Source organism: Adlercreutzia sp. CNCM I-6216 (assembly GCF_977113345.1).
The window spans coordinates 77,247-98,061 of sequence record NZ_CDSBIE010000006.1 but is presented as its reverse complement, the minus strand read 5'-3'; the positions used below and the strand labels follow the sequence as shown (position 1 = coordinate 98,061).

The window sequence follows — 20,815 nt, the reverse complement described above, 5'->3', positions numbered from 1 at the left end:
ATGGCCCAGCAGCTTCCCCAAATCCACTCGGTTCACTCCAGCCAGCGCCGACCGGCCCACGGCTCGGCGCGCCCGGCTGCGCCCTCGCTGCTTGCGCGCGTGCCCTGGGGCTTCCTCGCCGTCATCGCGGTGCTCGTCGCCTACGGTCTCGTGGTCTGCTGGTCGGCGGTGCAGGGGGACGCCGACTACAACTTCAGCCGCCAGCTGCAGGGCGTGGCCGTGGGCCTGGTCGCCATGGTGGCCCTGTGGGCCTTCGACTACCGGCGCCTTTCGAACCTCACCACGGCGCTGCTCGTCATCAACGTGGTGCTCATCCTTCTGCCCCACATCCCGGGCCTCGGCACCGACGCGGGCATGGGGGCCAAATCCTGGATCAAGATCGGCATGCAGGTGCAGCCCGGCGAGTTTGCGAAGGTCACGGTGGTGCTCTTCGCCGCGAGCCTTCTGGCCCGCTACCAGGGCACGCTGGACGATTGGCGCGAGTACTGCAAGGTGCTCGGGATGCTGCTCGTTCCGTTCGCGGCCATCATGACCCAGCCGGACTTGGGCACGGGGCTGGTGTATATGGCCATCTCCGCGGTGGTGCTCGTCATGGGAGGCGCCAAGGGGCGCTACCTGCTCATCACGCTCATCGCCGGCATCGTGGCCATCGCGGCGGTGTTCGCCGTCGACGAGCTGCTGAAGTACCAGCAGTCCGACGGCACGTGGGAGTACCGCCTCCTGAAGAACTACCAGCGCAGCCGCCTGCTCGTGTTCCTGAACCCCGAGGGGGACCTTTCCGGCGACGGCTACAACCTCGCCCAGGCCAAGATCGCCATCGGCAGCGGCGGCCTGTTCGGCAAAGGCATCGGGAACGCCACGCAGTCGACCCACGGCTTTCTGCCCGAGGCCCCCACGGACTTCATCTTCTGCGTTCTGGCCGAGGAGTTCGGGTTCGTGGGCGTCATGGCGCTCATCGGCCTGTACGCCCTGCTCATCGTGGCGTGCCTCTCCATCGCCCGGCGCGCCGACAACCTCTTCGGCATGCTCATCGTCATGGGCGTCATCGGCATGTGGCTCTTCCAGATTTTGGAGAACATCGGCATGGACTGCGGCCTTATGCCCATCACGGGCATCCCGCTGCCCTTCGTCAGCTACGGCTCCTCGTTCATGGTCGTGAACTTCGCGCTCATCGGGCTCATCGGCTCGGTGTACTCCCATACGTCCACGCAGTCCGGCTTTGCCCGGACTCCCTCTCACGGAAGGAAGGCTTCATGAATCTTCCCCTCGATATCCCCGCCCTCCTGAAGGCGGCCACCGATATCGACGAGGCGCGCAATACGCCTCTGGCGGTGTCGGTCTACATCGACGAGACGGCTCCGGGCGACGTGGTGGGCCACGTGCGCAGCGCCTTTGCGAGCGCGGGAGCCAAGACCCGGGTGACCATCGGGTATCTGGACGACAACCTGCTCGCCGAGCCCTACGGGGCCGACGACATGGCGGTCATCGTCGCCGGGGATTCGCCCCGCATCGGCGAGCAGGCGGCCCACATCCGCGGCGCCGGCATCCCGGTCATGGTGGCCACCACGGCCCCTCACGCCGTGGCCGCCGCGGCCGAGGCGGCCGGCTGGCCCGTTCCCGAGGGGGACATCGTCGCGCCGAGCATGACCAACCCCACGCCTTTCGGGGACGCCGCCCGGGCTCTGGCGCGCCGCATCACGGCCGGCAGCACCGCCAACGAGGCGCCCGCCGCCGCAGCCGCCGAGGCAGCGGCCGCGGCCGAGGCGGCCATCGAGGACATCGAGCACGCCCTGCCCGTGGCAACCGAGCCGGCCGCCGCCGAGCCCGTCCCGCTGGACGCCGAGGGCGCCTCAACGTTGGATCGTCGCATGGGGGAGTGGATCATCGCCGCCTGCAAGGACAAGCGCCTCGCCTTCGCGCTGGCCTTCCCCTTCGTGCGGCGCCCGCTGTCCTTGGACGCGGTGCGGGCCACCTCGGTGCAGAACGCCGGCGTGGGCGTGGTGGTGTTCATCCCCGGGGCCGACATGCCCATCATGACGCTCAACCAGGCGAAGATGCTGCTGCAGATCGCCGCTGCCTACGGCCAGCCGTTGTCGGCCGAGCGCATCAAGGAGCTGGCGGCCGTCGTGGGCGGGGCGTTTCTGTTCCGCAACATCGCCCGCACGGCCGTCGGCGTGGTGCCGGTGCTCGGCTGGGCCATCAAGGGGGCCATCGGGTTCGCGGGCACCGAGGCCATGGGGCACGCGGCCATCGAGTACTTCGAGGCCGGCGGCGACATCGTCGGCGTGGCATCGGTGGTGCAGAAGGCCCGTGACGAGGCCGTGGAGGCCGCGTCGAAGGCGGCGGCAACCCCCGCCGGCGGCAAGGTGATCGAGGCGGCTCGCGGAGCCGGGGCCTCGGCCTTCCGCGCCCTGCGCGGCAAGGGGAAGGGCGCTGGCAAGGGAGGCGCCCGTGGCTAGGCGCGATCTGTGGCCTCGGGTGGAGCCTTTGCTCTCCCGGGTGGAACGGCCGGCCCGCTACCTGAACCACGAGTGGGGCTCATCGGCGCCGGTGGCCGAGGGGGACTTCGCCTTCTGCATGATCTACCCGGACACCTACGAGTTGGGCCAGGCCAACCAGGCCGTGCGCATCCTCGTGAACGCCGTGAATGCCACTGACGGCATGGGGGCCGAGCGGGCCTTTCTGCCGGCGGTGGACATGGCCGACCTCATGCGCGAGGAGGGCGTGCCGCTGTTCTCCCTGGAGAGTTGCCGCCCCGTGGCCGACTTCGACGTGGTGGGCATCACGCTGCCCCACGAGCTGGCCGCCACCAACGTGCTGGAGACGCTGGACCTCGCCGGCATCCCGCTGCGCACCGCCGACCGCGCCGAGGGCGACCCCATCGTGCTGGCCGGCGGCCCGTGCGCCTACAACCCGGAGCCCTACGCGCCGTTCTTCGACGTCATCTTGGTGGGCGAGGGGGAGGAGCAGCTGCCCGAGACGCTGGCGCTCATCCGCGAGCTGCGCGCATCCGGCGCGCCCCGGGCCGAGATCCTGCGCGAGGTGGTGCGGCGCGTGGGCGGCGCCTACGTGCCGAGTCTGTACCGCTGGCGCAGCGATGAGGAGGCCCAGGCGGCCGGCAGCTGGGCGGAGCCCCTGTTCGACGATGTGCCATGCGTGGTGCACAAGCGCGTCTTCGAGGGTTTCGCCGACAGCCCGGCGCTCGAGCCCATGATCGTGCCCTATACGGAAGTGGTGCACGACCGGCTGAACGTCGAGATCCTACGCGGCTGCGCGCGGGGCTGCCGCTTCTGTCAGGCGGGCATGATGTACCGCCCGGTGCGGGAGCGCTCGGCCGACAACATCGTGGACGCCGTGGCCCGGGGCCTCGCCGAGACCGGCTACGACGAGGTGAGCCTGACGTCGCTCTCCTCCACGGATCACTCGCAGATCGCCGAGATCCTCTCGCGGGTGAACGCCGACTGCGCCGGGGCCGGCGTGCGCGTGAGCGTGCCCTCCCAGCGCCTGGACGCCTTCGGGGTGGAGATGGCCGAGCTCGTGGCCGGCCAGAAGAAGGGCGGTCTCACTTTCGCGCCGGAGGCCGGCACCCAGCGGCTGCGCGACGTCATCAACAAGAACGTCACCGAGGACGACCTGTTCGCCGCCATCGATGCCGCTTTCACCGCCGGCTGGCGCCGCTGCAAGCTGTACTTCATGGTGGGGCTGCCCACCGAGACCGACGACGACATCAAGGGCATCGCGAGTCTGGCCCAGCGCGCCTACGACCGCGCCAAGGCCGCCGTGCCGGCCGACCAGCGTGGCAGCGTGCGCATGAGCGTGTCCTGCGCGGTGTTCGTGCCCAAGGCCCAGACGCCCTTCCAATGGGACGGCCAGATCTCCCCGGAGGAGACGTTGCGCCGCGTGGGGCTGCTCAAGCGGTCGGTGAAGTACAAGGCGGTGGACGTGCACTACCACGATCCCGCGACGTCGTTCGTCGAGGCGGTCATGAGCCGCGGCGGCCGCGAGGTGGCCGACTGGGTTGAGGCCGCCTGGCGCCGTGGCGCCCGCTTCGACGCCTGGACGGAGCTCTTCAACGAAGAGGCGTGGACGGGCGCCGCCGAGGAGCTGGGGCTTGATCCCGCCGCGATCGCCCAGGCCGAGTTCCCGACCGGCTACGTGCTGCCCTGGGCGCACATCACCGCCGCGGTCTCGCCGAAGTTCCTCGCCCGGGAGCGGGAGCGCGCCGCTGCCGGCATCACGACGCCGGACTGCACCTTCGAGAACTGCTCCGCCTGCGGCGCCTGCCCCACGCTAGGCGTTGACATCGAGCTGCAGCAGGAGCGCGAGGGCAAGGAAGCGGCCCCGGCGCGCAACCCGTACCGCACGGTGAAGGAGGCGATCCGATAATGGCCGATCCCCGTTTGTTCCGCCTGCGCGTCACGTTCCGCGAGACTGGCCGCCTGGCCATGTTGTCGCATCTGGAACTGGCCCGCGCCCTCGAGCGCGCCGTGCGCCGGGCGCAGCTGCCCTTCGCGGTGAGCCAGGGCTTCTCGCCGCATATGCGCATCGCCTTCGGGGCGGCTCTGCCCGTGGGGGTGGGAGGCACCGCCGAGATATTCGATCTGTTCCTCACGGACTACGTGCCGGCGCCCCGTGCCCTCGCGGCGTTGCAGGAGGCGAGCCCTGCCGATCTGTATCCGATCGAGGCGCGCTATATCGAGGCGCGGGACGCCGCCGCCAGCGTGGCGCTGCCGGTGAGCACCTACGAAGTCGTGCTCTCCGAGGCCCCGTGCGCCGTCGTGGTTCCCGAGGCGATCACCGTCGTGCGCAAGAAGAAGGAGAAGACGCTCGTGCCGTCCGACTTTCTTGTAGGGCCGGTGTCCCTGGACGGCGCCACGGTGCGCTTTTCTCTGGAGGCCAAGCCCACGGGATCCTTGCGCGCCGACGCCTTCGCCCGCGAGCTCGTCCGCGAGACCGTTGCCGCCGGTCACGCGACCGAGATGCTGCGGCCGATCACCTTCCTCCGCATCGACCAGCGCGCCGCCGAGGGGATTTAGCCCCGCAAAATGGCTTGGAAATCACGAAAGTTCGGCCGAAAGAGCGAAAATCGGGCTTCGTTGTAATACAGAACCGGATGTTTCCCCAGCTGGTGTATTACAAAAGGGCTTTCAAGAGCTTGGCATGCCCGATCTTTCGTCATTTCCAAGCCATTTCAGGCAAAGGAGGGGCGAAAAACGGCGCGATTGCCGATCTTTCGTTGTTTTCAAGCCAACGCGGGCAAATGAAGGTATGATTTAAGGGTTGGAAGTTGAAAGGAAGACCCATGGACGATTGCCTGTTCTGCAAAATCGTGTCCGGCGAGATCCCGTCGGCCAAGGTGTACGAGGACGATGTGTGCTACGCCTTCGACGACATCGAGCCCGAGGCGCCGGTGCACACCCTCATCGTGCCGAAGACCCACTACGACAACTTGGCCGCCGGCGTGCCGGCCGAGGTCATCGGGCATATGATGAGCGTCGTGCCGGAGGTGGCGCGTTTGAAGGGCGTCGGCGAGTCCGGCTACCGCACCGTGGTGAACACGGGCCCCGACTCGGCGGCCACGGTGAATCACCTGCACATTCACGTGCTCGGAGGCACCAAGATGGGCCGCTTCACCTTCGAGGGCTCCTTCCGCGAGGCGCAGTAGGAAAAATTCTCGAAAAAGGGGCTTGTGCGTAAGATCGATTCTGCTAAACTATACGGGCTGCTGAAACACGGGGTGTTAGCTCAGTTGGTTAGAGCGCCGGCCTGTCACGTCGGAGGTCGCGAGTTCGAGTCTCGTACATCCCGCCATTTTCAGCACGACACCATTCGGGGTGTTAGCTCAGTTGGTTAGAGCGCCGGCCTGTCACGTCGGAGGTCGCGAGTTCGAGTCTCGTACATCCCGCCATTCGAAACTTAATCGCCGTCCTTCGGGGCGGCGATTTTGCTATGGCGAGTATCTGCCCCTCGGGGCGGGGTTTCGGCGTTTCGGGGAGGAGGGCGGCAACGGGAACCGGGGGCGATGCTAGAATTTGTCGTGGAAAACGATGACCCCGAAGGTGAGGGGAAGCTATGATCTGCGATAACGTTCTGGAAGCCGTGGGATCGACGCCGCTCGTGCGGCTGCGGCGCATGACCGGGCCCGATGACGCCCAAGTGCTCGTGAAGTTCGAAGCGGTGAACGTGGGCGGATCGGTGAAGACGCGTACGGCGCTGAAGATGATCGAGCGCGCCGAGGAGCGCGGCGAGCTTAGCCCCGATTCCATTATCGTGGAGCCCACCAGCGGCAACCAGGGCGTGGGGCTCGCGCTCGTGGCGGCCGTGAAGGGCTACGCGGCCCGCATCATCATGCCGGACTCCTGCTCGGTAGAACGCCGGCACATCATGGAGCATTACGGGGCCGAGGTGATCTGCGTCCACGACGAGGGCGACATCGGCGCGTGCATTGAGGAGTGCATCGCGCTTGCCCAGAAGATGGCCGCGGAAGATCCGCGCGTGTTCGTGCCCCAGCAGTTCGTGAACCGCGACAACCTGGCGGCCCATGTCGATGGCACGGCCGCGGAGATCCTCGCCGACGTGTGTGCGGCCGGCATCGCCATCGACGGCTTCTGCTCCGGGTTTGGCACGGGTGGCACCATCACCGGCATAGGCTCCGAGCTGCGCGCGGTCTTCCCCAAGGTGCAGATCTGGGCCGCCGAGCCCGAGCATGCCGCACTGCTCTCGGGCGGCGCCATCGGCACCCACGTGCAGATGGGCATCGGCGACGGCATCCTGCCCGCCATCATGGACACCGCGCTCATCGACGAGATCGTCGTGGTGACCGACGAGGAGGCCCTGGCGTGCGCGCGGCGCCTCGCCCGAGAGGAGGGGCTGTTTGCCGGCATCTCCTCGGGCACCAACGTGGCGGCAGCTCTGCGGTTGGCCCGCAAGCTCGGCCCGGGCAAGACCGTGGTGACGCTGGCCCCCGATACCGGCGAGCGCTACTTCTCCACGGTGCTGTTCGAGGGGGAGTGAGGCAGCGCGAAGTGGTTGCGGCGGCATCGGATGAGCCCCGCCTTCTGCATGCGGGACAGCTCCGCCGATAGCGCGCTGCGATCCACCCCCAGGTAGTCGGCGAGCTGCTGGCGGTTGAAGGGGATGTCGAACTCGCGGGTGCCGGTGCGCTCGGCCTCATTGGAGAGGTAGGCGAGCACTTTGCCGCGGATGGACTTGGGCGCTACGTGAAAGATGCGGCGCGAGAGGGCGAGGCTCTGCCGAGCGATGGCGGCGATCATGTTGCGGGCCACGAGGGCGTGGTGGTCGCAGCGGCACGAGCAGGGGCCGACCACCTTCGCGAGATTCAGGAAGAGGACGGTGCAGTCCTGGTCGGCGACGACGTCCACGAGCAGCGGCTCGCCGGCGGCGGCGTAGGCCTCGCCGAACATGGCACCGGGCCCGCGCATGCCCACGACGCTCACGTTGCCCCAGGGGTCGACGTGCTCGATGCGGACGCGCCCCGTGAGCACGATGCCGGCAGTGGACACCGAATCCCCCATATGATGGATGCGCTCGCCCTGGGCATAGCGGCGCTCATGGGCATCGAGACAATCGAGCATCGCGCCGACCTCCTGCGATGCCACGCCCGAAAACAGCGGCGTTCCAGCCAGGAAGGCGTTTCGTTCCATGGGTCAACCTTTTCATTGAAGGAAGCTTCGTTTGTTGTGATTACAACATACAATGCCCTGCCGTGCCAGTACCTTCACAACAGCGGCGCAACGGTGCCGTCTATCTACTGGAACACGGCCGCAAGGGCCGCGACCCGAAAGGGAGTGTCTATGGCGACAGAGCAAATGTTTTGCTTCCAATGCGAGCAGGTGGCGAAGTGCGAGGCCTGCACCGGCGGCGCCGGCGTGTGCGGCAAGCCGGCCGATGTGGCCGATGCCCAGGACGCGCTGACCGGGGCGATGATCGCCCTGGCCCGCACGGCCCGGGAGGCCGGCGTCAAGAACGACCGTATCTGCGATTTCATCGTGGACGGCCTGTTCACCTGCATGACCAACGTGAACTTCGACGGGCAGGCCGTGACCGCGCTTAAGGACGCAGTGCGCGTCGAGACGGCCGCCGTGGCCGCCGCGGCCGGCATCGAGCCGGTCTCCGACTACGACGTCGACCAGATCTGGGGCGACGACGAGGACATCCGCTCGCTCAAGTCCCTCGTGCTGTTCGGCCTGCGCGGTACGGCGGCCTACGCCTACCACGCCCGGGTGCTGGGCTACCGCGACGCGACTGTCGACGAGTTCTTCGCCGACGCCCTGGCGCAGCTGGCCGAGCCGGGCTCGGTGGACGCGCTTCTGCCCCTGGCGCTGAAGGTGGGCGAGGTGAACCTCGGCTGCATGAGGCTGCTCGATGAGGCCAACACGGGCACCTACGGCACGCCGGAGCCCACCACCGTCGCCATGGAGGTGGAGCCGGGCCCGTTCATCGTCATCTCCGGCCACGACCTGCACGACCTGAAGCTTCTGCTGGAGCAGACCGAGAACACAGGCGTGAGCGTCTACACCCACGGCGAGATGCTGCCGGCCCACGCCTATCCGGAGCTGAAGAAGTACCCGCAGCTCAAGGGCAACTTCGGCACCGCATGGCAGAACCAGAAGAAGGAGTTCGACGGCGTGCCCGCGGCCTTCCTGTTCACCACCAACTGCCTCATGCCTCCCAAGGAGAGCTACGCCGACAACGTGTTCACCACGGAAGTCGTCGCCTTCCCCGGCTGCACGCATATCGGCCCCGACAAGGACTTCGGCCCGGTTGTCCAGAAGGCGCTGGAGCTGGGTGGCTACGACGAGCCCCACACGATTCCCGGCATCAACGGCGGCACGACGATGACCACGGGCTTCGCCCAGGGCACGGTGCTCTCCGTGGCCGACACGGTGGTGGACGCGGTGAAGAGCGGCGCCATCAAGCACTTCTTCCTCGTCGCCGGCTGCGACGGCGCGCGCCCGGGCCGCAACTACTACACCGAGTTCGTGAAGGCCACCCCCGACGACACGGTGGTGCTCACCCTGGCCTGCGGCAAGTACCGCTTCAACGACCTCGATCTAGGCGAGATCGGCGGCCTGCCGCGCCTCATGGACATGGGCCAGTGCAACGATGCCTACAGCGCCATCCAGGTGGCCGTAGCCCTGGCCGAGGCCTTCGACTGCGGCGTGAACGACCTGCCGCTGTCCATGGTGCTGTCCTGGTACGAGCAGAAGGCCGTCTGCATCCTGCTCACGCTGCTGCACCTGGGCATTCAGAACATCAAGCTCGGCCCCACGCTGCCGGCCTTCGTGAGCCCGGGCGTTCTCGACGTCCTCGTTGAGAACTACGGCATCGCCCCCATCACCACCCCGGAGGCCGACCTCGCGGAGCTTCTGGGCGAGTAGCGCCGAGCACAGAACGAGGAGCCCCGAGAGATCGCGCGAGCGCGACGCGATGCGAGGCAAACGGAAGGCGGCGACCGACGGAGGTCGTCGCCTTCCGTTTGCCTTCCATGGTTCACGAAGAGTCGGCCGCCATTTTGTGGCGCCACTCGGTACTTACCGAGAGAGGAGGACGTGGGGGTTCCGGCTATACTAGAGCGCCAACAACTCCAGGATGAGCTGGCAGCGGGTGCCGATGGGGAGCTTGTTGGCGTCCAGGAAGGCGCGCAGGTCGGCGCGGGCCACAGTGAAGGGCTCGATGAGCTCGGCGCTGTCGGGGCGCGGCTGGCCGCCCGGCTCCACCTGGGCGAAGACCACCTGCACGTTCTCCTCGGTAAGCCCCGTGGACGAGAAGCCGGGTTGGGGCAGCGGGCGCACCGCCGGGATGATGTCGTCGCGCAGGCGGTAGCCGGTCTCCTCGGAAAGCTCGCGGGCGACGGCCTCTTCCAGCGTTTCGCCGGCGTCGATGAGGCCGGCGGGCAGCGACACGCACCAGCTGTTCAGCGGATAGCGGAACTCTCGCTCCAGAAGCACCGAGCCGTCGGGCAGAAGAGGTACGATGCACACGGCGTCGGGGGTGGGCGCGCCGGTGCTCCCCAGGGCTTCCAGAGCGGCGGCGTAGCGGTCGGGCCCCTTGCGGGAGACGCCCTCGTAGGTGTAGGGGCGCCCGTCGGGCAGCGCGTAGTGCAGGTGGTACTTGTTGATCCAGCCGGTGGAGACGGCCTCGACGGATTCCAGGGCCGGGGTAGGGGGCAGCGGCGCGCCCGACTCTTCCGCGCTTGCCGTGCTCCCTGCGTCCATCGCGCCTTCCGCTTCTTCTTTCGCCGCCTTCTCCAGAGCCACGGCGCGGGCCACTTCGGCCTCGGTGTCGCGGACGTGCAGAAGCCCGTTGGCCGTGAAATCGTCAGTGTGGAGGAGCTGGATGCCCACGGCCTCCATGTCCGCCAGGTTCGCCTCCTGCACCTCGGGGGTGCGCGAGGAGGTGGCATCTCGCAGGACGGCCACGTTGAAGCCGAGCGCGAGACCGTCGTAAGCTGTCGAGCGCGCGCAGTTGGGGGTGGTGGTGCCGGCGAGCACGATGGTGCCAATGCCCTGTTGGCGCATCGTGGCGGCCAGCTCGGTGCCGAAGAAGGCCGACCAGCTCGGCTTCACAACGACGGGCTCGCCAGGGGCCGGCGCCAGCTCGGGCGGGCACGCAAGGCTTTTGGGATCGGCGCTGGAGAGCGGCCGGCCCCCTTCCGCCCATGTCTCCCAGCGCACGGCCTCCACATCGCTGCCGTCGGCGGCGTAGGCGCGCCGCACGTGGAAGACGGCGAGACCGTGCGCGCGGGCGGCGGCAAGGGCGCGGGCGCAGGCGGGCACCGTGGCGGCCGCGCCGGTGATGCACAAGGGCGAGGCGGCGTCGATGAATCCGTTCTGCATATCGATGAGCAGGAAGGCGGCGCGGGCTGGTTCTATCACGGCAACTCCTTAAACTTCGCGGTAGGTTCGCTCCATTGTAGTACTATGGAAGGCGAATCAGGCGAGGCGTTGCCAATCCATCGCCTTGCCCCCTCGACGAAAGGAATCCCATGATCGGACTTGCTATCATCATCGTCCTCTTGGTGCTGCTCCTGCCCCAGGCGCTGTTCATCGTTCCGCAGCAGAACGTCTACATCATCGAGCGGCTGGGCAAGTTCAACCGCACGGTGGGCGCGGGCCTGAACCTCAAGATCCCGTTCTTCGAGACCATCGCCGCCAAGGTGGACATGCGTACCCGCCAGGAGCAGTTCGGCATCGACGCGAAGACCCGCGACAACGTGACGGTGACCATGGCCATCGCCGCCCAGTACCGCGTGAGCGCCCAACCGGCGTCCCAGGGGCAGCCCTCGGGCGTGTGGCGCAGCTACTACATGTTGGCCAACCCCACGGCCCAGATGCGCTCCTACCTCATCGACGCCCTGCGCTCCAGCGTGCCGCAGTACACCCTCGACGAGGTGTTCGACAAGAAGGACGCCATCGCCTCGGATGTGAACCAGACGGTCTCCGGCCTCATGGTGGCCTACGGCTACGACGTGGTGAGCACGCTCATCACCTCCATCGATTTGCCCGCCGACGTGGAGCAGTCCATGAACCGCATCAACTCCGCCCAGCGCGAGAAGGAGGCCGCCCAGTCGCTGGCCGAGGCCGAGCGCATCAAGGTGGTCACCGAGGCCCGCGCCCGCGCCGAGGCCATGGAGCAGGCCGGTCGCGGCATCGCGGCCCAGCGCAAGGCCATCGCCGACGGCATCTCAGAGTCGCTCGCGGTCATCAAGAGCTCCGGCGTGTCGGCGGCCGAGGCAAACCAGCTGTTCATCTTCACCCAGTGGACCGACATGATGAGCGAGTTCGCCCGCAACGGCCGCCAGTCCACCGTGGTGCTGCCGAGCGACTTCACGGCGACGGCCTCCATGTTCGAGCAGATGCTCGTGGCCCAGGAGACGGAAGGCGACGACGAGTTCGTCATCGTGGAGGAAGAGGAGAAGTAGCTCCTTCGTCACACCGCTTCGAGCTTCCGTGTGCCGTTCGTGGACTTTCCCAGAAAGGCGCGATAATTTCCCTTGCGCCGAGGGTATAGGGGCGATATACTGTCAAATCGCGTCCAAACGAGAAATGATGCAAGACCATTTAGAAGTATAGAGTAGGAAAAGGCAATGGATATCATTCGCGCTATTGAGCAGCAGCAGATCAAGCAGGACCTCCCCGAGTTCCACGTGGGCGACAACGTGAAGGTTCACTATCGCATCACCGAGGGCAACCGCGAGCGTATCCAGGTGTTCCAGGGCGACGTCATCCGCCGTCAGGGCGAGTCGGTTCGCGAGACCTTCACCGTGCGCAAGATCAGCTTCTCCATCGGCGTGGAGCGCACCTTCCCCGTGCATTCCCCGAAGATCGAGAAGATCGAGGTCACCCGCAAGGGCGATGTGCGCCGTGCCAAGCTGTACTACCTGCGCAACAAGGTGGGCAAGGCCGCCAAGATCAAGGAGAAGGCGTTCCGCTAGGCCTTATCTTTTGTGTTTGCGAGGGCTCCTTCGGGGGCCCTTTTTCGTATTCTTCGCCGGTGGGAAGGAGCCCGAGGTGATTGATCTGACCGTCCCCGAGATCCGACGGAAGCTGCAGGAGGCCGACTCGGCCGCCTTCGCCGTGTTGGAGCGGTCGCTTGTGGCCGACACGCGCAAGGGCGTGCGGGCTGCCGTGGAGGTGGCGCGGCGCCGACTTGAGGCCGAGGCCGCCGAGGCGGCGCGCCTGGCGGGGATGTACGCGTTCGAGCGGGAGCTCGCCGCCGAGCGTGGAGGGTCGGTGGTCATCGGGCTAGACGAGGTGGGACGGGGGCCCTTGGCAGGACCTTTGGCCGTGGGGGGCGTGGTGCTGGATGCGGACGACCCCATCGCCGGGCTCAACGACTCCAAGCAGGTGAGGCCGGAGGACCGCGAGGTCATAGCCGACGAAGTGCGCCGGCACGCCCGGGCGTGGACGGTGCAGTACGTGGAGCCGGCCGACATCGACCGGGTGGGCATGACGGCGGCCCTGCGCCAGGCCTTCGCCGCCGCCATCGCCGAGGTGGAGGCCCAGGGCGTCGCGGTGGACGTCGTTCTTCTGGACGGCAACCCGCTGCATCTTGATCCGCGGGAGGTGAACGTCGTGAAGGGGGACGGGAAGTGCGCCTCCATCGCCGCCGCGTCGCTCGTGGCCAAGGTGGCGCGCGATCATGTGATGGAGGCCTATGCCGAGCAGTACCCCGGCTACGGCTTCGAGTCGAACAAGGGGTACGGCTCCGAGGGCCATATGGCGGCCATCCGCGAGCGGGGGCTTTGTCCCATCCACCGGCGCAGTTTCTGCTCCTTCGCCGCCCAGGAGAGCCTGTTCTAGGGATTTTGCGACGTCGATGCGACGCTAGTGCGACGCTGCTGCGATGCCAGTGCGGTCGGCGCGAGGAACGAAACGGGACATTCCCGCGTCATTTTTACGGTCGTGCTCGACTAAGGTGTGCTCCATCGAGAGGAAAGGAGCGCACCTTATGGCTGCGAGCAGTGAGGCGGGCGTGTTGGAGCGTCCCGCGATTAAGGAGAAGAAGCCCAAGTCCGCGTCGGCGCCCAAACGCAAGGCGAGGGAGGGATCGAGGAAGCGGCGGCCTGCCGACCCGAACGCCCAGGGACGCCGCAACCAGGCGCTGGGGGCGCGGGGCGAGGAGGCGGCCGCGCGGTTCCTCCAGCGCAACGGCTACACCATCCTCGAGCGCAACTGGACCTGTTTCGCCGGGGAGGCCGATATCATCGCCGTCAACGACGAGGCGCTCGTGTTCGTCGAGGTGAAGACGCGCCGCAACGCCGACAAGGGGCTGCCCAGCGAGGCGGTCACCCGGGCCAAGCGCGAGAAGTACGAGCGCATCGCCCTCGCCTACATCCAAGACCATTTCTTCGGCGAGGCCGTGGTGCGCTTCGATGTGGTGGCCATTATCGTGCTCTCCGACGACCGCGCCTTCATCCGGCACCATCTGGGCGCCTATTCGGTGGGTTGAGCCGTGGCGCGGGGTCAATGCGCCGTCATGGGGGCGACGGTTCGCGGCGTGGAAGTGGTGCCGGTGCGGGTCGAGGTGGTCGTTTCCGGCGGCCTGCCGGGCATGGCCATCGTGGGCATGCCGGATGCGGCCATCCAGGAGGCGCGGGAGCGGGTGCGCGCCGCGCTGCGGGCAGCGGGGTTCTCCATGCCGGGGGAGAAGATCGTCGTGAACCTGGCGCCGAGCCATCTGCGCAAGACGGGTTCGGGGTTCGACCTTCCCATAGCCTTGGGCATTCTGGCGGCCACGGGGCAGATCGATCCGGCTTGGGCGCGGGACGCGCTCTACGTGGGCGAGCTCTCGCTGGATGGGCGGGTGCGGCCGGTGGCGGGCACGCTCGCCTGCGCCATCTGCGCCCGGCGCCTCGGGCTGGACTTCGTCTGCGCCGCCGACAGCGATCCGGTGCCCTTAGACGACGTGCGGCTGCTCGCTATGACGTCGCTGGCCCAGGCGGCCCGTGAGGGAGGCGCGGCAGCGATGCTGCCGGCCCACAGGGGGCGGGCGGCCCCGGCGGCCGTCGAGGCGCTCGACTTCGCGGAGGTCGCAGGCCACGAGACGGCCAAGCGGGCCTTCCAGATCGCCGCGGCCGGTGGTCACGGGCTGCTCATGATGGGACCGCCCGGGTCGGGCAAGACCATGCTCGCCTCCCGAGTGCCCACCATCATGCCGCCGCTCTGTCCCGACGAGATGCTGGAGGCGGCCGTGGTCCATTCCGTGGCCGCCGAGCCCATCGATGCCATCATCGCGGGCCAGCGCCCCTTCCGCCATCCGCATCACAGCGCCACGTTGGCCGGGCTCGTGGGAGGCGGCAGCCCCCTGCGGCCGGGCGAGGTGTCCCTGGCCCACCACGGAGTGCTCTTCTTGGACGAGCTGGCGGAGTTCAAAAGCTCGGTTTTGCAGGGTATACGCCAGCCCATGGAGAGCGGATCGGTGATGCTCACCCGGGCCGACGGCAACGTGACCTTCCCGGCGCGGTTCGTGCTCGTGGCGGCCAGCAACCCGTGTCCCTGCGGGTACTTCGGCGACGAGGAGCGGGAGTGTACCTGCACGGTGCCCCAGATCCGGGGCTACCAGAACCGCATAGGCGGACCGCTCATCGATCGCATCGACCTGCATCTGGATGTCCGCCGCATTCGTCCGGCGGAGATTTTGGAACGGAGGCGGGGGACGAGCTCCGCGCAGCTGCGGGAGGGGGTGATGGCGGCCCGGGACTTCGCCTCGTGGCGCGCATCGCAGATGGCCGAGAAGGGGTCTGATGGCTCCATAGAGGCCTTGGCCGACGGGCCGCGCCGCTTCATGATCGCCCAGGCGGAGCTGCACGCCATGAGCGGCAGGGCCATCACGCGCACGCTCGCGGTGGCCCGCACCATCGCCGACCTGGCGGAATCCCAGGAAATCGAGAGCGCGCACATCGCGGAGGCCGTGAACTTCCGCGTGCGCGATGGAATAGGAGGAAAGTGACCGATGCCGGTGAAGGTAATGAGATTGGAAGGGGAGCGCTTCGAGCTTGCCTTGGAGGATTCGCTGTTCCCGAAGGCGCTGAAGAGCATACCCCACCCGCCGGCGCGCCTGTACGGTGTGGGCCGCCCCGGCGCGCTGGCCGAGGGACTGGCCGTCGTGGGTGCGCGGCGCGCGACGCCCTACGGGCGCGGTTGCGCCAAGCGCTTTGCCGCGGCTGCCGCCGAGCGCGGCGTCGCCATCATCTCCGGGGGCGCGCGGGGCTGCGACGCCGTGGCCCACGAGGCGGCCCTGGCCGCGGGCGCGCCCACGGTGGCCTTCCTCGGGGGCGGCTGCAACCAGCTGTACCCGGCGGAGAATGTGGGGCTCTTCCAGCGCATCGTGGCGGCAGGCGGCGCGGTGGTCTCCGAGCACGAATGGGACTTCCCGCCCCAGCCCCACACCTTCCGCGCCCGCAACCGGCTCATTGCGGGGCTCTCCCGGGCCACGCTCATCGTGGAGGCGGGGCTGCCCTCGGGCACGTTCTCCACGGCCGACGAGGCGCTGCTCGCGGGCCGGGAGGTATGGGTGGTGCCGGGGGCCATCACCTCTGCGGCGTCGAAGGGGGCGAACCGCCTGCTGTACCAGGGGGCGCTCCCCATTGTGGACGACGAAGCCTTCGCCGACGCGCTCTTCTCAACCTTCGGTTGTCTGAAGGAGCAGCGGGCCGAGGCTGCGGACGATCGCGGCAAGGCGAGTCAGCCCTATCGCGGCGAGGAGGCTCTGCTCGCGGCGCTGCAAGCGGAGCCTTTGGGCATGGAGGCCCTGCGTCAGTTGGCCGAGGACCATGCTCCGGCTGGCGACACGTTCACCTGGCTCATGATTTGGCTCGCCGAGGCCCAGCGCGACGGGCTCATCGCCCAGTACCCCGACGGACGCTACGGCCCGCATCCGGCCCTGCGGACGGCGGTGTAGGCCATGGCTGTGTCATTAGGGAGAAGCTGGGGCGCCCAAGCGGAATTGACGGGCCTTGCGGCACCGTTGTTTGGTATCCTTTTGCCCCATGAGCAATACGGTAACCATAGTAGGCGCAGGACTGGCGGGCAGCGAGGCGGCCCTGAGCCTCGCCTCGCGCGGAATCTCCGTGCGCCTTGTCGAGATGCGCCCCGCGCATCCGACCGCCGTGCACCATACGGGGGACGCGGCCGAGCTCGTCTGCTCCAACTCGCTCAAGAGCACCAAGCCCGACAGCGCGGCGGGGCTCTTGAAGGCGGAGCTCGCGACTCTGGGATCGCCGCTGATCGCGGCGGCGAAGCGCCATGCGGTGGCCGCGGGCGGCGCGTTGGCGGTGGATCGGGTGCTGTTCTCCCGGGACGTGACGCGCCAGGTGGAGGAGCATCCCCTCATTGCGGTGGAGCGCCGCGAGGCGACGGACATCCCCTCCCTTGCCGCCGGCTCGGACGCGATCGTCTTGGCGAGCGGCCCGCTCACCTCCGATGCGCTCTCGTCGTCGCTTATGGCCCTGACGGGGCGAGACGCCCTGGCCTTCTACGACGCCGCGGCGCCGGTGGTGATGGCGGATTCCATCGACTTCGGGAAGGTGTTTCGCCAAAGCCGCTACGAGGACGCCGGTGCCGGCGGGGACTACCTGAACGCCCCGTTCACCCGGGAGGAGTACGACGCCTTCATCGAGCAGCTTCTCGCGGCCGAGCGCGTCATCGCGAAGGACTTCGAGACCCGCGAGCTGTTCCAGGCCTGCCAGCCCATCGAGGAGATAGCCCGGGCCGGCCGCGACGCCCCGCGCTTCGGCACCCTGAAGCCGGTGGGGCTCACCGATCCGCGCACGGGGCGCCGCCCTTGGGCGGCTTTGCAGCTGCGCGCCGAGGACGCCCACGGCGCCAGCTACAACCTCGTCGGGTTCCAGACCAACCTCACCTTCCCCGAGCAGCGCCGCGTGTTTCGCATGATCCCCGGCCTGGAAGAGGCGGAGTTCGCGCGCTACGGCGTCATGCACCGCAACACCTTCATCGACGCGCCGCGGCTGCTCGACCGTCGTAACCGGCTCGTCACGCCGCAAGCGGACGTCCTCGGCGTCCCCGTCTACGTGGCGGGGCAGCTTGCCGGCACCGAGGGCTACTGCGAGGCCATCCGCAGCGGGCTGCACGTCGCGCTGGCCGTGACCGCCGACCTTGCGGGGATCGCGCTGCCGGAGCTGCCGACGGAGACGGTGTTCGGGGCGCTTCTGGCCTACGCCACGGATCCGGCGACGAAGGACTACCAGCCCATGCACGTGAACTTCGGGCTCATGGCTCCGCTCTCGCCCCCGGTGCGCAACAAGCGCGCCCGCTACCAGGCCTACGCCGACCGCGCCAACGAGGCGCTTGCGGGCTACAAGGAGGCCCTGGCCGAGGCGGGGCTGCTGCCGTGACGGGGCGCAAAGGCGCTGGCGGCGGAAACGCCGCCGACGGGGCGCCGCTGCCCGGCGAAGAGGCGGTGGCGCGGTTCTGCGATCACCTCGCCTCCGAGATGGGCGCCTCGGCCCATACGGTGCGCGCCTATCGCGAGGACATGGAGGCCTACCTGCGCTGGGCGCAGCGGGCGGGCGTCGATCCGCTCGCTCCCACCTACCGCCAGCTGAGGCGCTACCTCGCCGAGCTCGACCAGGCGCGCTACGCCCGCACCACCATCAAGCGGCACCTGTCGTCTCTGCGCACGTTCTTCCGCTGGGCGTGCGTGACCGGTCTCGCCCCGGCCGATCCCGCCAGCGTGCTGTCGGCCCCCAAGGTCGACCGCCGGCTCCCGAAGGTCGTGTCCGACGGCGACGTGGAGCGCCTGCTGGCCGTCTACGGCCCGACCGACGCCGACGGCGCGCCCCGCGAGCAGACGGCGGCGCAGATGCGCGACGCGGCGCTCCTGGAATTCCTGTTCTCCTGCGGCGCCCGCGTCTCCGAGGCCTCCGGGCTCCTCCTTTCCTGGGTGAACTTCCCCGAGCGCGAGGTGAAGGTGTTCGGCAAGCGCGCCAAGGAGCGCATCGTGCCCTTGAGCCGCCGGGGCGCCGAGGCCATGGCCCGCTATCTCGAGAAGGCGCGGCCGGAGCTGCTCGGCGACAGGCAGAGCGACTACTTCTTCGTCAGCAACCGGGGCAACCAGATGAAGCCCGACGGCATCCGCAAGATGTTCAAGCGCGCTCTGGCCGCTGCGGGGTTGGACGAGTCGCTCTCGCCCCATGCCCTGCGCCACTCCTTCGCCACCGACCTTCTGGAGGGCGGCGCCGATCTGCGCAGCGTCCAGGACATGCTGGGGCACGCGAGCCTCACCACCACGCAGATCTACACCCATGTGACCCCGGAGCGCCTGAAGGAGATCCACGGCCTCGCCCATCCGCGCGCGTAAGTCGCCTCCTACGGTTGGGCGCACTGCGGCCGATATGCGCGTAATTTACAAACGGCGAACAGGGGCGTTGCGCGGGGTCATCGGGGCGGTTGCGCCATCGTGACTAGTGGCTTTTTCGGGTCTTCCCCTCCTGTGTTTTGTGCAAGAATCACGGTGACGATCCAGATGGACCGTCGATCGGACGGATTGCGCGGAAGGGAGGAGCCATGAGCCGCAAGAAGGCGAAGATGCTGTTTTGGGCGGCGCTCGTCGTGCTCGCCTACATTCCCTACCTCATGCAGTCCGCCAGCCACGCTGTCATGTAGGTTCCGGATACGCCACAGCGGAAACCCACTCAGGAGCCCTCGGGGGAGAGGGCTCCTTTTGCGCTCGCTGTCGGTTGCGGGGGGGGGCATGACCAGCTGCTCGCGGCGGCCGCCGTCGGCGGCTTTAAGGCGGCGGCGGGCGGCACGGGACTCCGAACCCTCGCGCGGCTTGCGGGGCCGTTTCATCGCTGAGTGGAAAACTCAGCGCAATCCCTTGAATTCCCCTGAAGCGAGGTTCATACTTCACCCACCCTTTCGGGATATCCGTTCCCGAGAGGCAGGCTGGCACATCTCGTTCATACGGAGGAAAGGATGCACAAAGAGGAGCTCACCGACGGGCAGTCCCTGCGCGGGTTCGCGCTCGCCACCATCGCGTTTCTGGCCATTTTCGCCGCCACGGCGATCCCGATTCCCCTCTATGCCGACTACCAGGGCACCATCGGGCTCACCACGGCGGATATCTCCAACACGATGTTCACCTACCTCACCGGCGTGGCCTTGACGCTCTTGCTCGCCGGACGCATCTCCGACGCCTTCGGGCGCACTCCCGTGACCAGCCTCACCCTCATGCTCGCCATCGTCGGCTGCATCATGTTCATGATGGCCGACAGCGGCGCGGCCGTGCTCGCCGCCCGCTTCGTCCAGGGCCTCTCGGCCGGCTTCGGCATGAGCGCCGTGTCCGCTCTCGTCATCGACTGCGTGGGGGAGAAGCACCTCGGCTGGGGGTCCACCGTGGCCAGCTGCGGCGCCATGGTGGGCATCATGATCGGGTCGGTGGCCGTGGGCATCCTCTACGACATCGTGCCGAGCATCGCCGTGCTCTACGGCATCATGATCGTCATCCTGGCCGTGTGCCTGTTCCTCATGCCCGTGGTGCACGAGCCCCTCGACCAGACGCTCTCGCTGCGCGCCGTGATGAGGGTGCGCGTCTACATCCCCACCGACAACCGGCGCCTGTTCGCCGTGGTGGCCGTGTGCTACCTGGCCACCTGGCTCGTCTCCTGCTTCTACCAGTCGTTCTCGGCGCCCATCGCCCAGCAGTGCTTCGGCGAGACCTCGCCTCTGGCCGGGTCGGTCATTCTGGCCCTCATCATGGCGCCGTCGCTTCTCGGCGGCCCCCTCGTGCAGCGCTTCGAGCCCAAGCGCACCCTCGTCGTCTCCATGGCGGCCGTGACGGCCACCACGGCGCTGATGGCGCTATGCGTCCTCATGGGCGCCGAGCTTCTGTTCATGGGCGACTGCGCCCTGTTCAGCTTCGCCATGGGCGTGGCGGTGTCCGTGTCGCTGCGCCTTCTGCTTCTGCGCGTGAGCGTGCTGCGCGTCTCGGCCATCCTCGCCTCGGTGAACCTCGTGGCCTACGCCGGCTCGGCGATCACCGGCGTGGTCTGCGGCATCCTTCTGGAGGCGACCTCCTTCGCCTTCGTGTTCGCCGCCATGGCCGCCGTGCTCGTCGCTGCCAGCCTGTTCGTGGCGGTCTGCCTGCGGGCGCCCAGCGAGAAGAAGAAGGACGGCCGCCTCACGCTGTCCCGTTTTCGGAAGATGAAGGGCATGGGGGAGTCCTCGGCGCCCGAGCCCGCGACGGGGGAGGCCGTTCCCGAGGATGCCTCCGTCGCTGCCCCCGCGCTCATATAACCTGAGCGCTCATCTATGCAAAATCCGTGAACCCG

Annotated in this window: 18 protein-coding genes and 2 tRNA genes; 18 read left to right on the top strand and 2 right to left on the bottom strand. The window is 68.2% G+C overall.

Features of this window, described 5'->3' with window-relative positions; translation table 11 throughout:
- The 8 genes from rodA (at position 1) to ACYVRU_RS07185 (ending at position 7,014) form a co-directional block, all read left to right on the top strand.
- On the top strand, positions 1 to 1,257 hold the full coding sequence (gene rodA / locus ACYVRU_RS07220) for a rod shape-determining protein RodA (protein ID WP_461185930.1): 1,257 nt from the start codon (positions 1 to 3) through the stop codon (positions 1,255 to 1,257).
- A complete protein-coding gene (locus tag ACYVRU_RS07215) occupies positions 1,254 to 2,459 on the top strand; it encodes a YcjF family protein (RefSeq protein WP_461185929.1) in 1,206 nt (401 codons plus the stop codon). The genes rodA and ACYVRU_RS07215 overlap by 4 nt, the downstream gene beginning before the upstream one ends.
- Positions 2,452 to 4,386, top strand: coding sequence for a TIGR03960 family B12-binding radical SAM protein (locus ACYVRU_RS07210; RefSeq protein WP_461185928.1), 1,935 nt, complete (start codon positions 2,452 to 2,454; stop codon positions 4,384 to 4,386). Before ACYVRU_RS07215 ends, ACYVRU_RS07210 begins: the two co-directional genes overlap by 8 nt.
- Entirely contained in the window at positions 4,386 to 5,036 is a 651-nt protein-coding gene (locus tag ACYVRU_RS07205) for a TIGR03936 family radical SAM-associated protein (RefSeq protein WP_461185927.1), read from the top strand. Before ACYVRU_RS07210 ends, ACYVRU_RS07205 begins: the two co-directional genes overlap by 1 nt.
- 266 nt (positions 5,037 to 5,302) lie before the next feature.
- Positions 5,303 to 5,665, top strand: coding sequence for a histidine triad nucleotide-binding protein (locus tag ACYVRU_RS07200; protein WP_302233872.1), 363 nt, complete (start codon positions 5,303 to 5,305; stop codon positions 5,663 to 5,665).
- Between the two features lie 69 nt (positions 5,666 to 5,734).
- Positions 5,735 to 5,811: transfer RNA gene (locus ACYVRU_RS07195), tRNA-Asp, on the top strand.
- 20 nt (positions 5,812 to 5,831) lie between these two features.
- Positions 5,832 to 5,908 (top strand) — tRNA-Asp (locus ACYVRU_RS07190).
- 164 nt (positions 5,909 to 6,072) lie between these two features.
- The gene (locus ACYVRU_RS07185; protein WP_461185926.1) at positions 6,073 to 7,014 is read left to right on the top strand and encodes a PLP-dependent cysteine synthase family protein; all 942 of its coding nucleotides are present in this window, start codon (positions 6,073 to 6,075) and stop codon (positions 7,012 to 7,014) included.
- On the opposite strand, the gene ACYVRU_RS07180 is transcribed toward ACYVRU_RS07185, so the two are convergent.
- On the bottom strand, positions 6,981 to 7,664 hold the full coding sequence (locus tag ACYVRU_RS07180) for a Crp/Fnr family transcriptional regulator (protein ID WP_022739748.1): 684 nt from the start codon (positions 7,662 to 7,664) through the stop codon (positions 6,981 to 6,983). The genes ACYVRU_RS07185 and ACYVRU_RS07180 overlap by 34 nt on opposite strands.
- Positions 7,665 to 7,814: 150 nt before the next feature.
- On the opposite strand from ACYVRU_RS07180, the gene hcp reads away from it, so the two are divergent.
- Positions 7,815 to 9,401 carry a hydroxylamine reductase gene (hcp, locus tag ACYVRU_RS07175; protein ID WP_461185925.1) on the top strand — a complete coding sequence of 529 codons (1,587 nt, stop codon included), beginning with the start codon at positions 7,815 to 7,817 and terminating at the stop codon, positions 9,399 to 9,401.
- A 189-nt stretch (positions 9,402 to 9,590) separates the two neighbouring features.
- Here hcp and ACYVRU_RS07170 read toward each other — a convergent pair whose 3' ends face one another.
- On the bottom strand, positions 9,591 to 10,898 hold the full coding sequence (locus ACYVRU_RS07170; protein ID WP_461185924.1) for an isochorismatase family protein: 1,308 nt from the start codon (positions 10,896 to 10,898) through the stop codon (positions 9,591 to 9,593).
- Positions 10,899 to 11,008: 110 nt separating this feature from the next.
- On the opposite strand from ACYVRU_RS07170, the gene ACYVRU_RS07165 reads away from it, so the two are divergent.
- The 9 genes from ACYVRU_RS07165 to ACYVRU_RS07125 all read left to right on the top strand — a co-directional run bounded on the left by ACYVRU_RS07165 (position 11,009) and on the right by ACYVRU_RS07125 (position 20,780).
- A complete protein-coding gene (locus tag ACYVRU_RS07165; RefSeq protein WP_114539760.1) occupies positions 11,009 to 11,944 on the top strand; it encodes an SPFH domain-containing protein in 936 nt (311 codons plus the stop codon).
- Between the two features lie 165 nt (positions 11,945 to 12,109).
- Positions 12,110 to 12,457: a 50S ribosomal protein L19 gene (gene rplS / locus ACYVRU_RS07160; protein ID WP_022739752.1), complete on the top strand. Its 348-nt coding sequence runs from the start codon at positions 12,110 to 12,112 to the stop codon at positions 12,455 to 12,457.
- 79 nt (positions 12,458 to 12,536) lie between these two features.
- The gene (locus ACYVRU_RS07155; RefSeq protein ID WP_461185968.1) at positions 12,537 to 13,325 is read left to right on the top strand and encodes a ribonuclease HII; all 789 of its coding nucleotides are present in this window, start codon (positions 12,537 to 12,539) and stop codon (positions 13,323 to 13,325) included.
- 148 nt (positions 13,326 to 13,473) lie between these two features.
- Positions 13,474 to 13,974, top strand: a complete 501-nt coding sequence (locus ACYVRU_RS07150) for a YraN family protein (protein WP_161127171.1) — start codon at positions 13,474 to 13,476, stop codon at positions 13,972 to 13,974.
- 27 nt (positions 13,975 to 14,001) lie between these two features.
- Entirely contained in the window at positions 14,002 to 15,474 is a 1,473-nt protein-coding gene (locus ACYVRU_RS07145) for a YifB family Mg chelatase-like AAA ATPase (protein ID WP_237974309.1), read from the top strand.
- A gap of 3 nt (positions 15,475 to 15,477) precedes the next feature.
- Entirely contained in the window at positions 15,478 to 16,425 is a 948-nt protein-coding gene (dprA, locus tag ACYVRU_RS07140) for a DNA-processing protein DprA (RefSeq protein ID WP_461185923.1), read from the top strand.
- Between the two features lie 88 nt (positions 16,426 to 16,513).
- Positions 16,514 to 17,878 (top strand): methylenetetrahydrofolate--tRNA-(uracil(54)-C(5))-methyltransferase (FADH(2)-oxidizing) TrmFO, encoded by a 1,365-nt coding sequence (trmFO, locus tag ACYVRU_RS07135; RefSeq protein ID WP_330038128.1) that lies wholly within the window; start codon positions 16,514 to 16,516, stop codon positions 17,876 to 17,878.
- Complete coding sequence (locus ACYVRU_RS07130) at positions 17,875 to 18,843, top strand: tyrosine recombinase (RefSeq protein WP_223900720.1); 969 nt, start codon at positions 17,875 to 17,877, stop codon at positions 18,841 to 18,843. The genes trmFO and ACYVRU_RS07130 overlap by 4 nt, the downstream gene beginning before the upstream one ends.
- Before the next feature lie 617 nt (positions 18,844 to 19,460).
- The gene (locus ACYVRU_RS07125; protein ID WP_461185922.1) at positions 19,461 to 20,780 is read left to right on the top strand and encodes an MFS transporter; all 1,320 of its coding nucleotides are present in this window, start codon (positions 19,461 to 19,463) and stop codon (positions 20,778 to 20,780) included.
- The last annotated feature ends 35 nt before the right edge of the window (positions 20,781 to 20,815 follow it).

What these genes read in the sequence shown, in the direction of transcription:
- ACYVRU_RS07180 (WP_022739748.1), bottom strand. Translation starts at nt 7,664, where the DNA reads ATGGAACGAAACGCCTTCCTGGCTGGAACGCCGCTGTTTTCGGGCGTG.
- ACYVRU_RS07165 (WP_114539760.1), top strand. Translation starts at nt 11,009, where the DNA reads ATGATCGGACTTGCTATCATCATCGTCCTCTTGGTGCTGCTCCTGCCC.
- ACYVRU_RS07185 (WP_461185926.1), top strand. Translation starts at nt 6,073, where the DNA reads ATGATCTGCGATAACGTTCTGGAAGCCGTGGGATCGACGCCGCTCGTG.
- ACYVRU_RS07200 (WP_302233872.1), top strand. Translation starts at nt 5,303, where the DNA reads ATGGACGATTGCCTGTTCTGCAAAATCGTGTCCGGCGAGATCCCGTCG.
- dprA (WP_461185923.1), top strand. Translation starts at nt 15,478, where the DNA reads ATGCCGGTGAAGGTAATGAGATTGGAAGGGGAGCGCTTCGAGCTTGCC.
- trmFO (WP_330038128.1), top strand. Translation starts at nt 16,514, where the DNA reads ATGAGCAATACGGTAACCATAGTAGGCGCAGGACTGGCGGGCAGCGAG.
- rplS (WP_022739752.1), top strand. Translation starts at nt 12,110, where the DNA reads ATGGATATCATTCGCGCTATTGAGCAGCAGCAGATCAAGCAGGACCTC.
- ACYVRU_RS07150 (WP_161127171.1), top strand. Translation starts at nt 13,474, where the DNA reads ATGGCTGCGAGCAGTGAGGCGGGCGTGTTGGAGCGTCCCGCGATTAAG.
- ACYVRU_RS07215 (WP_461185929.1), top strand. Translation starts at nt 1,254, where the DNA reads ATGAATCTTCCCCTCGATATCCCCGCCCTCCTGAAGGCGGCCACCGAT.
- hcp (WP_461185925.1), top strand. Translation starts at nt 7,815, where the DNA reads ATGGCGACAGAGCAAATGTTTTGCTTCCAATGCGAGCAGGTGGCGAAG.
- ACYVRU_RS07125 (WP_461185922.1), top strand. Translation starts at nt 19,461, where the DNA reads ATGCACAAAGAGGAGCTCACCGACGGGCAGTCCCTGCGCGGGTTCGCG.
- ACYVRU_RS07205 (WP_461185927.1), top strand. Translation starts at nt 4,386, where the DNA reads ATGGCCGATCCCCGTTTGTTCCGCCTGCGCGTCACGTTCCGCGAGACT.
- rodA (WP_461185930.1), top strand. Translation starts at nt 1, where the DNA reads ATGGCCCAGCAGCTTCCCCAAATCCACTCGGTTCACTCCAGCCAGCGC.
- ACYVRU_RS07145 (WP_237974309.1), top strand. Translation starts at nt 14,002, where the DNA reads ATGGGGGCGACGGTTCGCGGCGTGGAAGTGGTGCCGGTGCGGGTCGAG.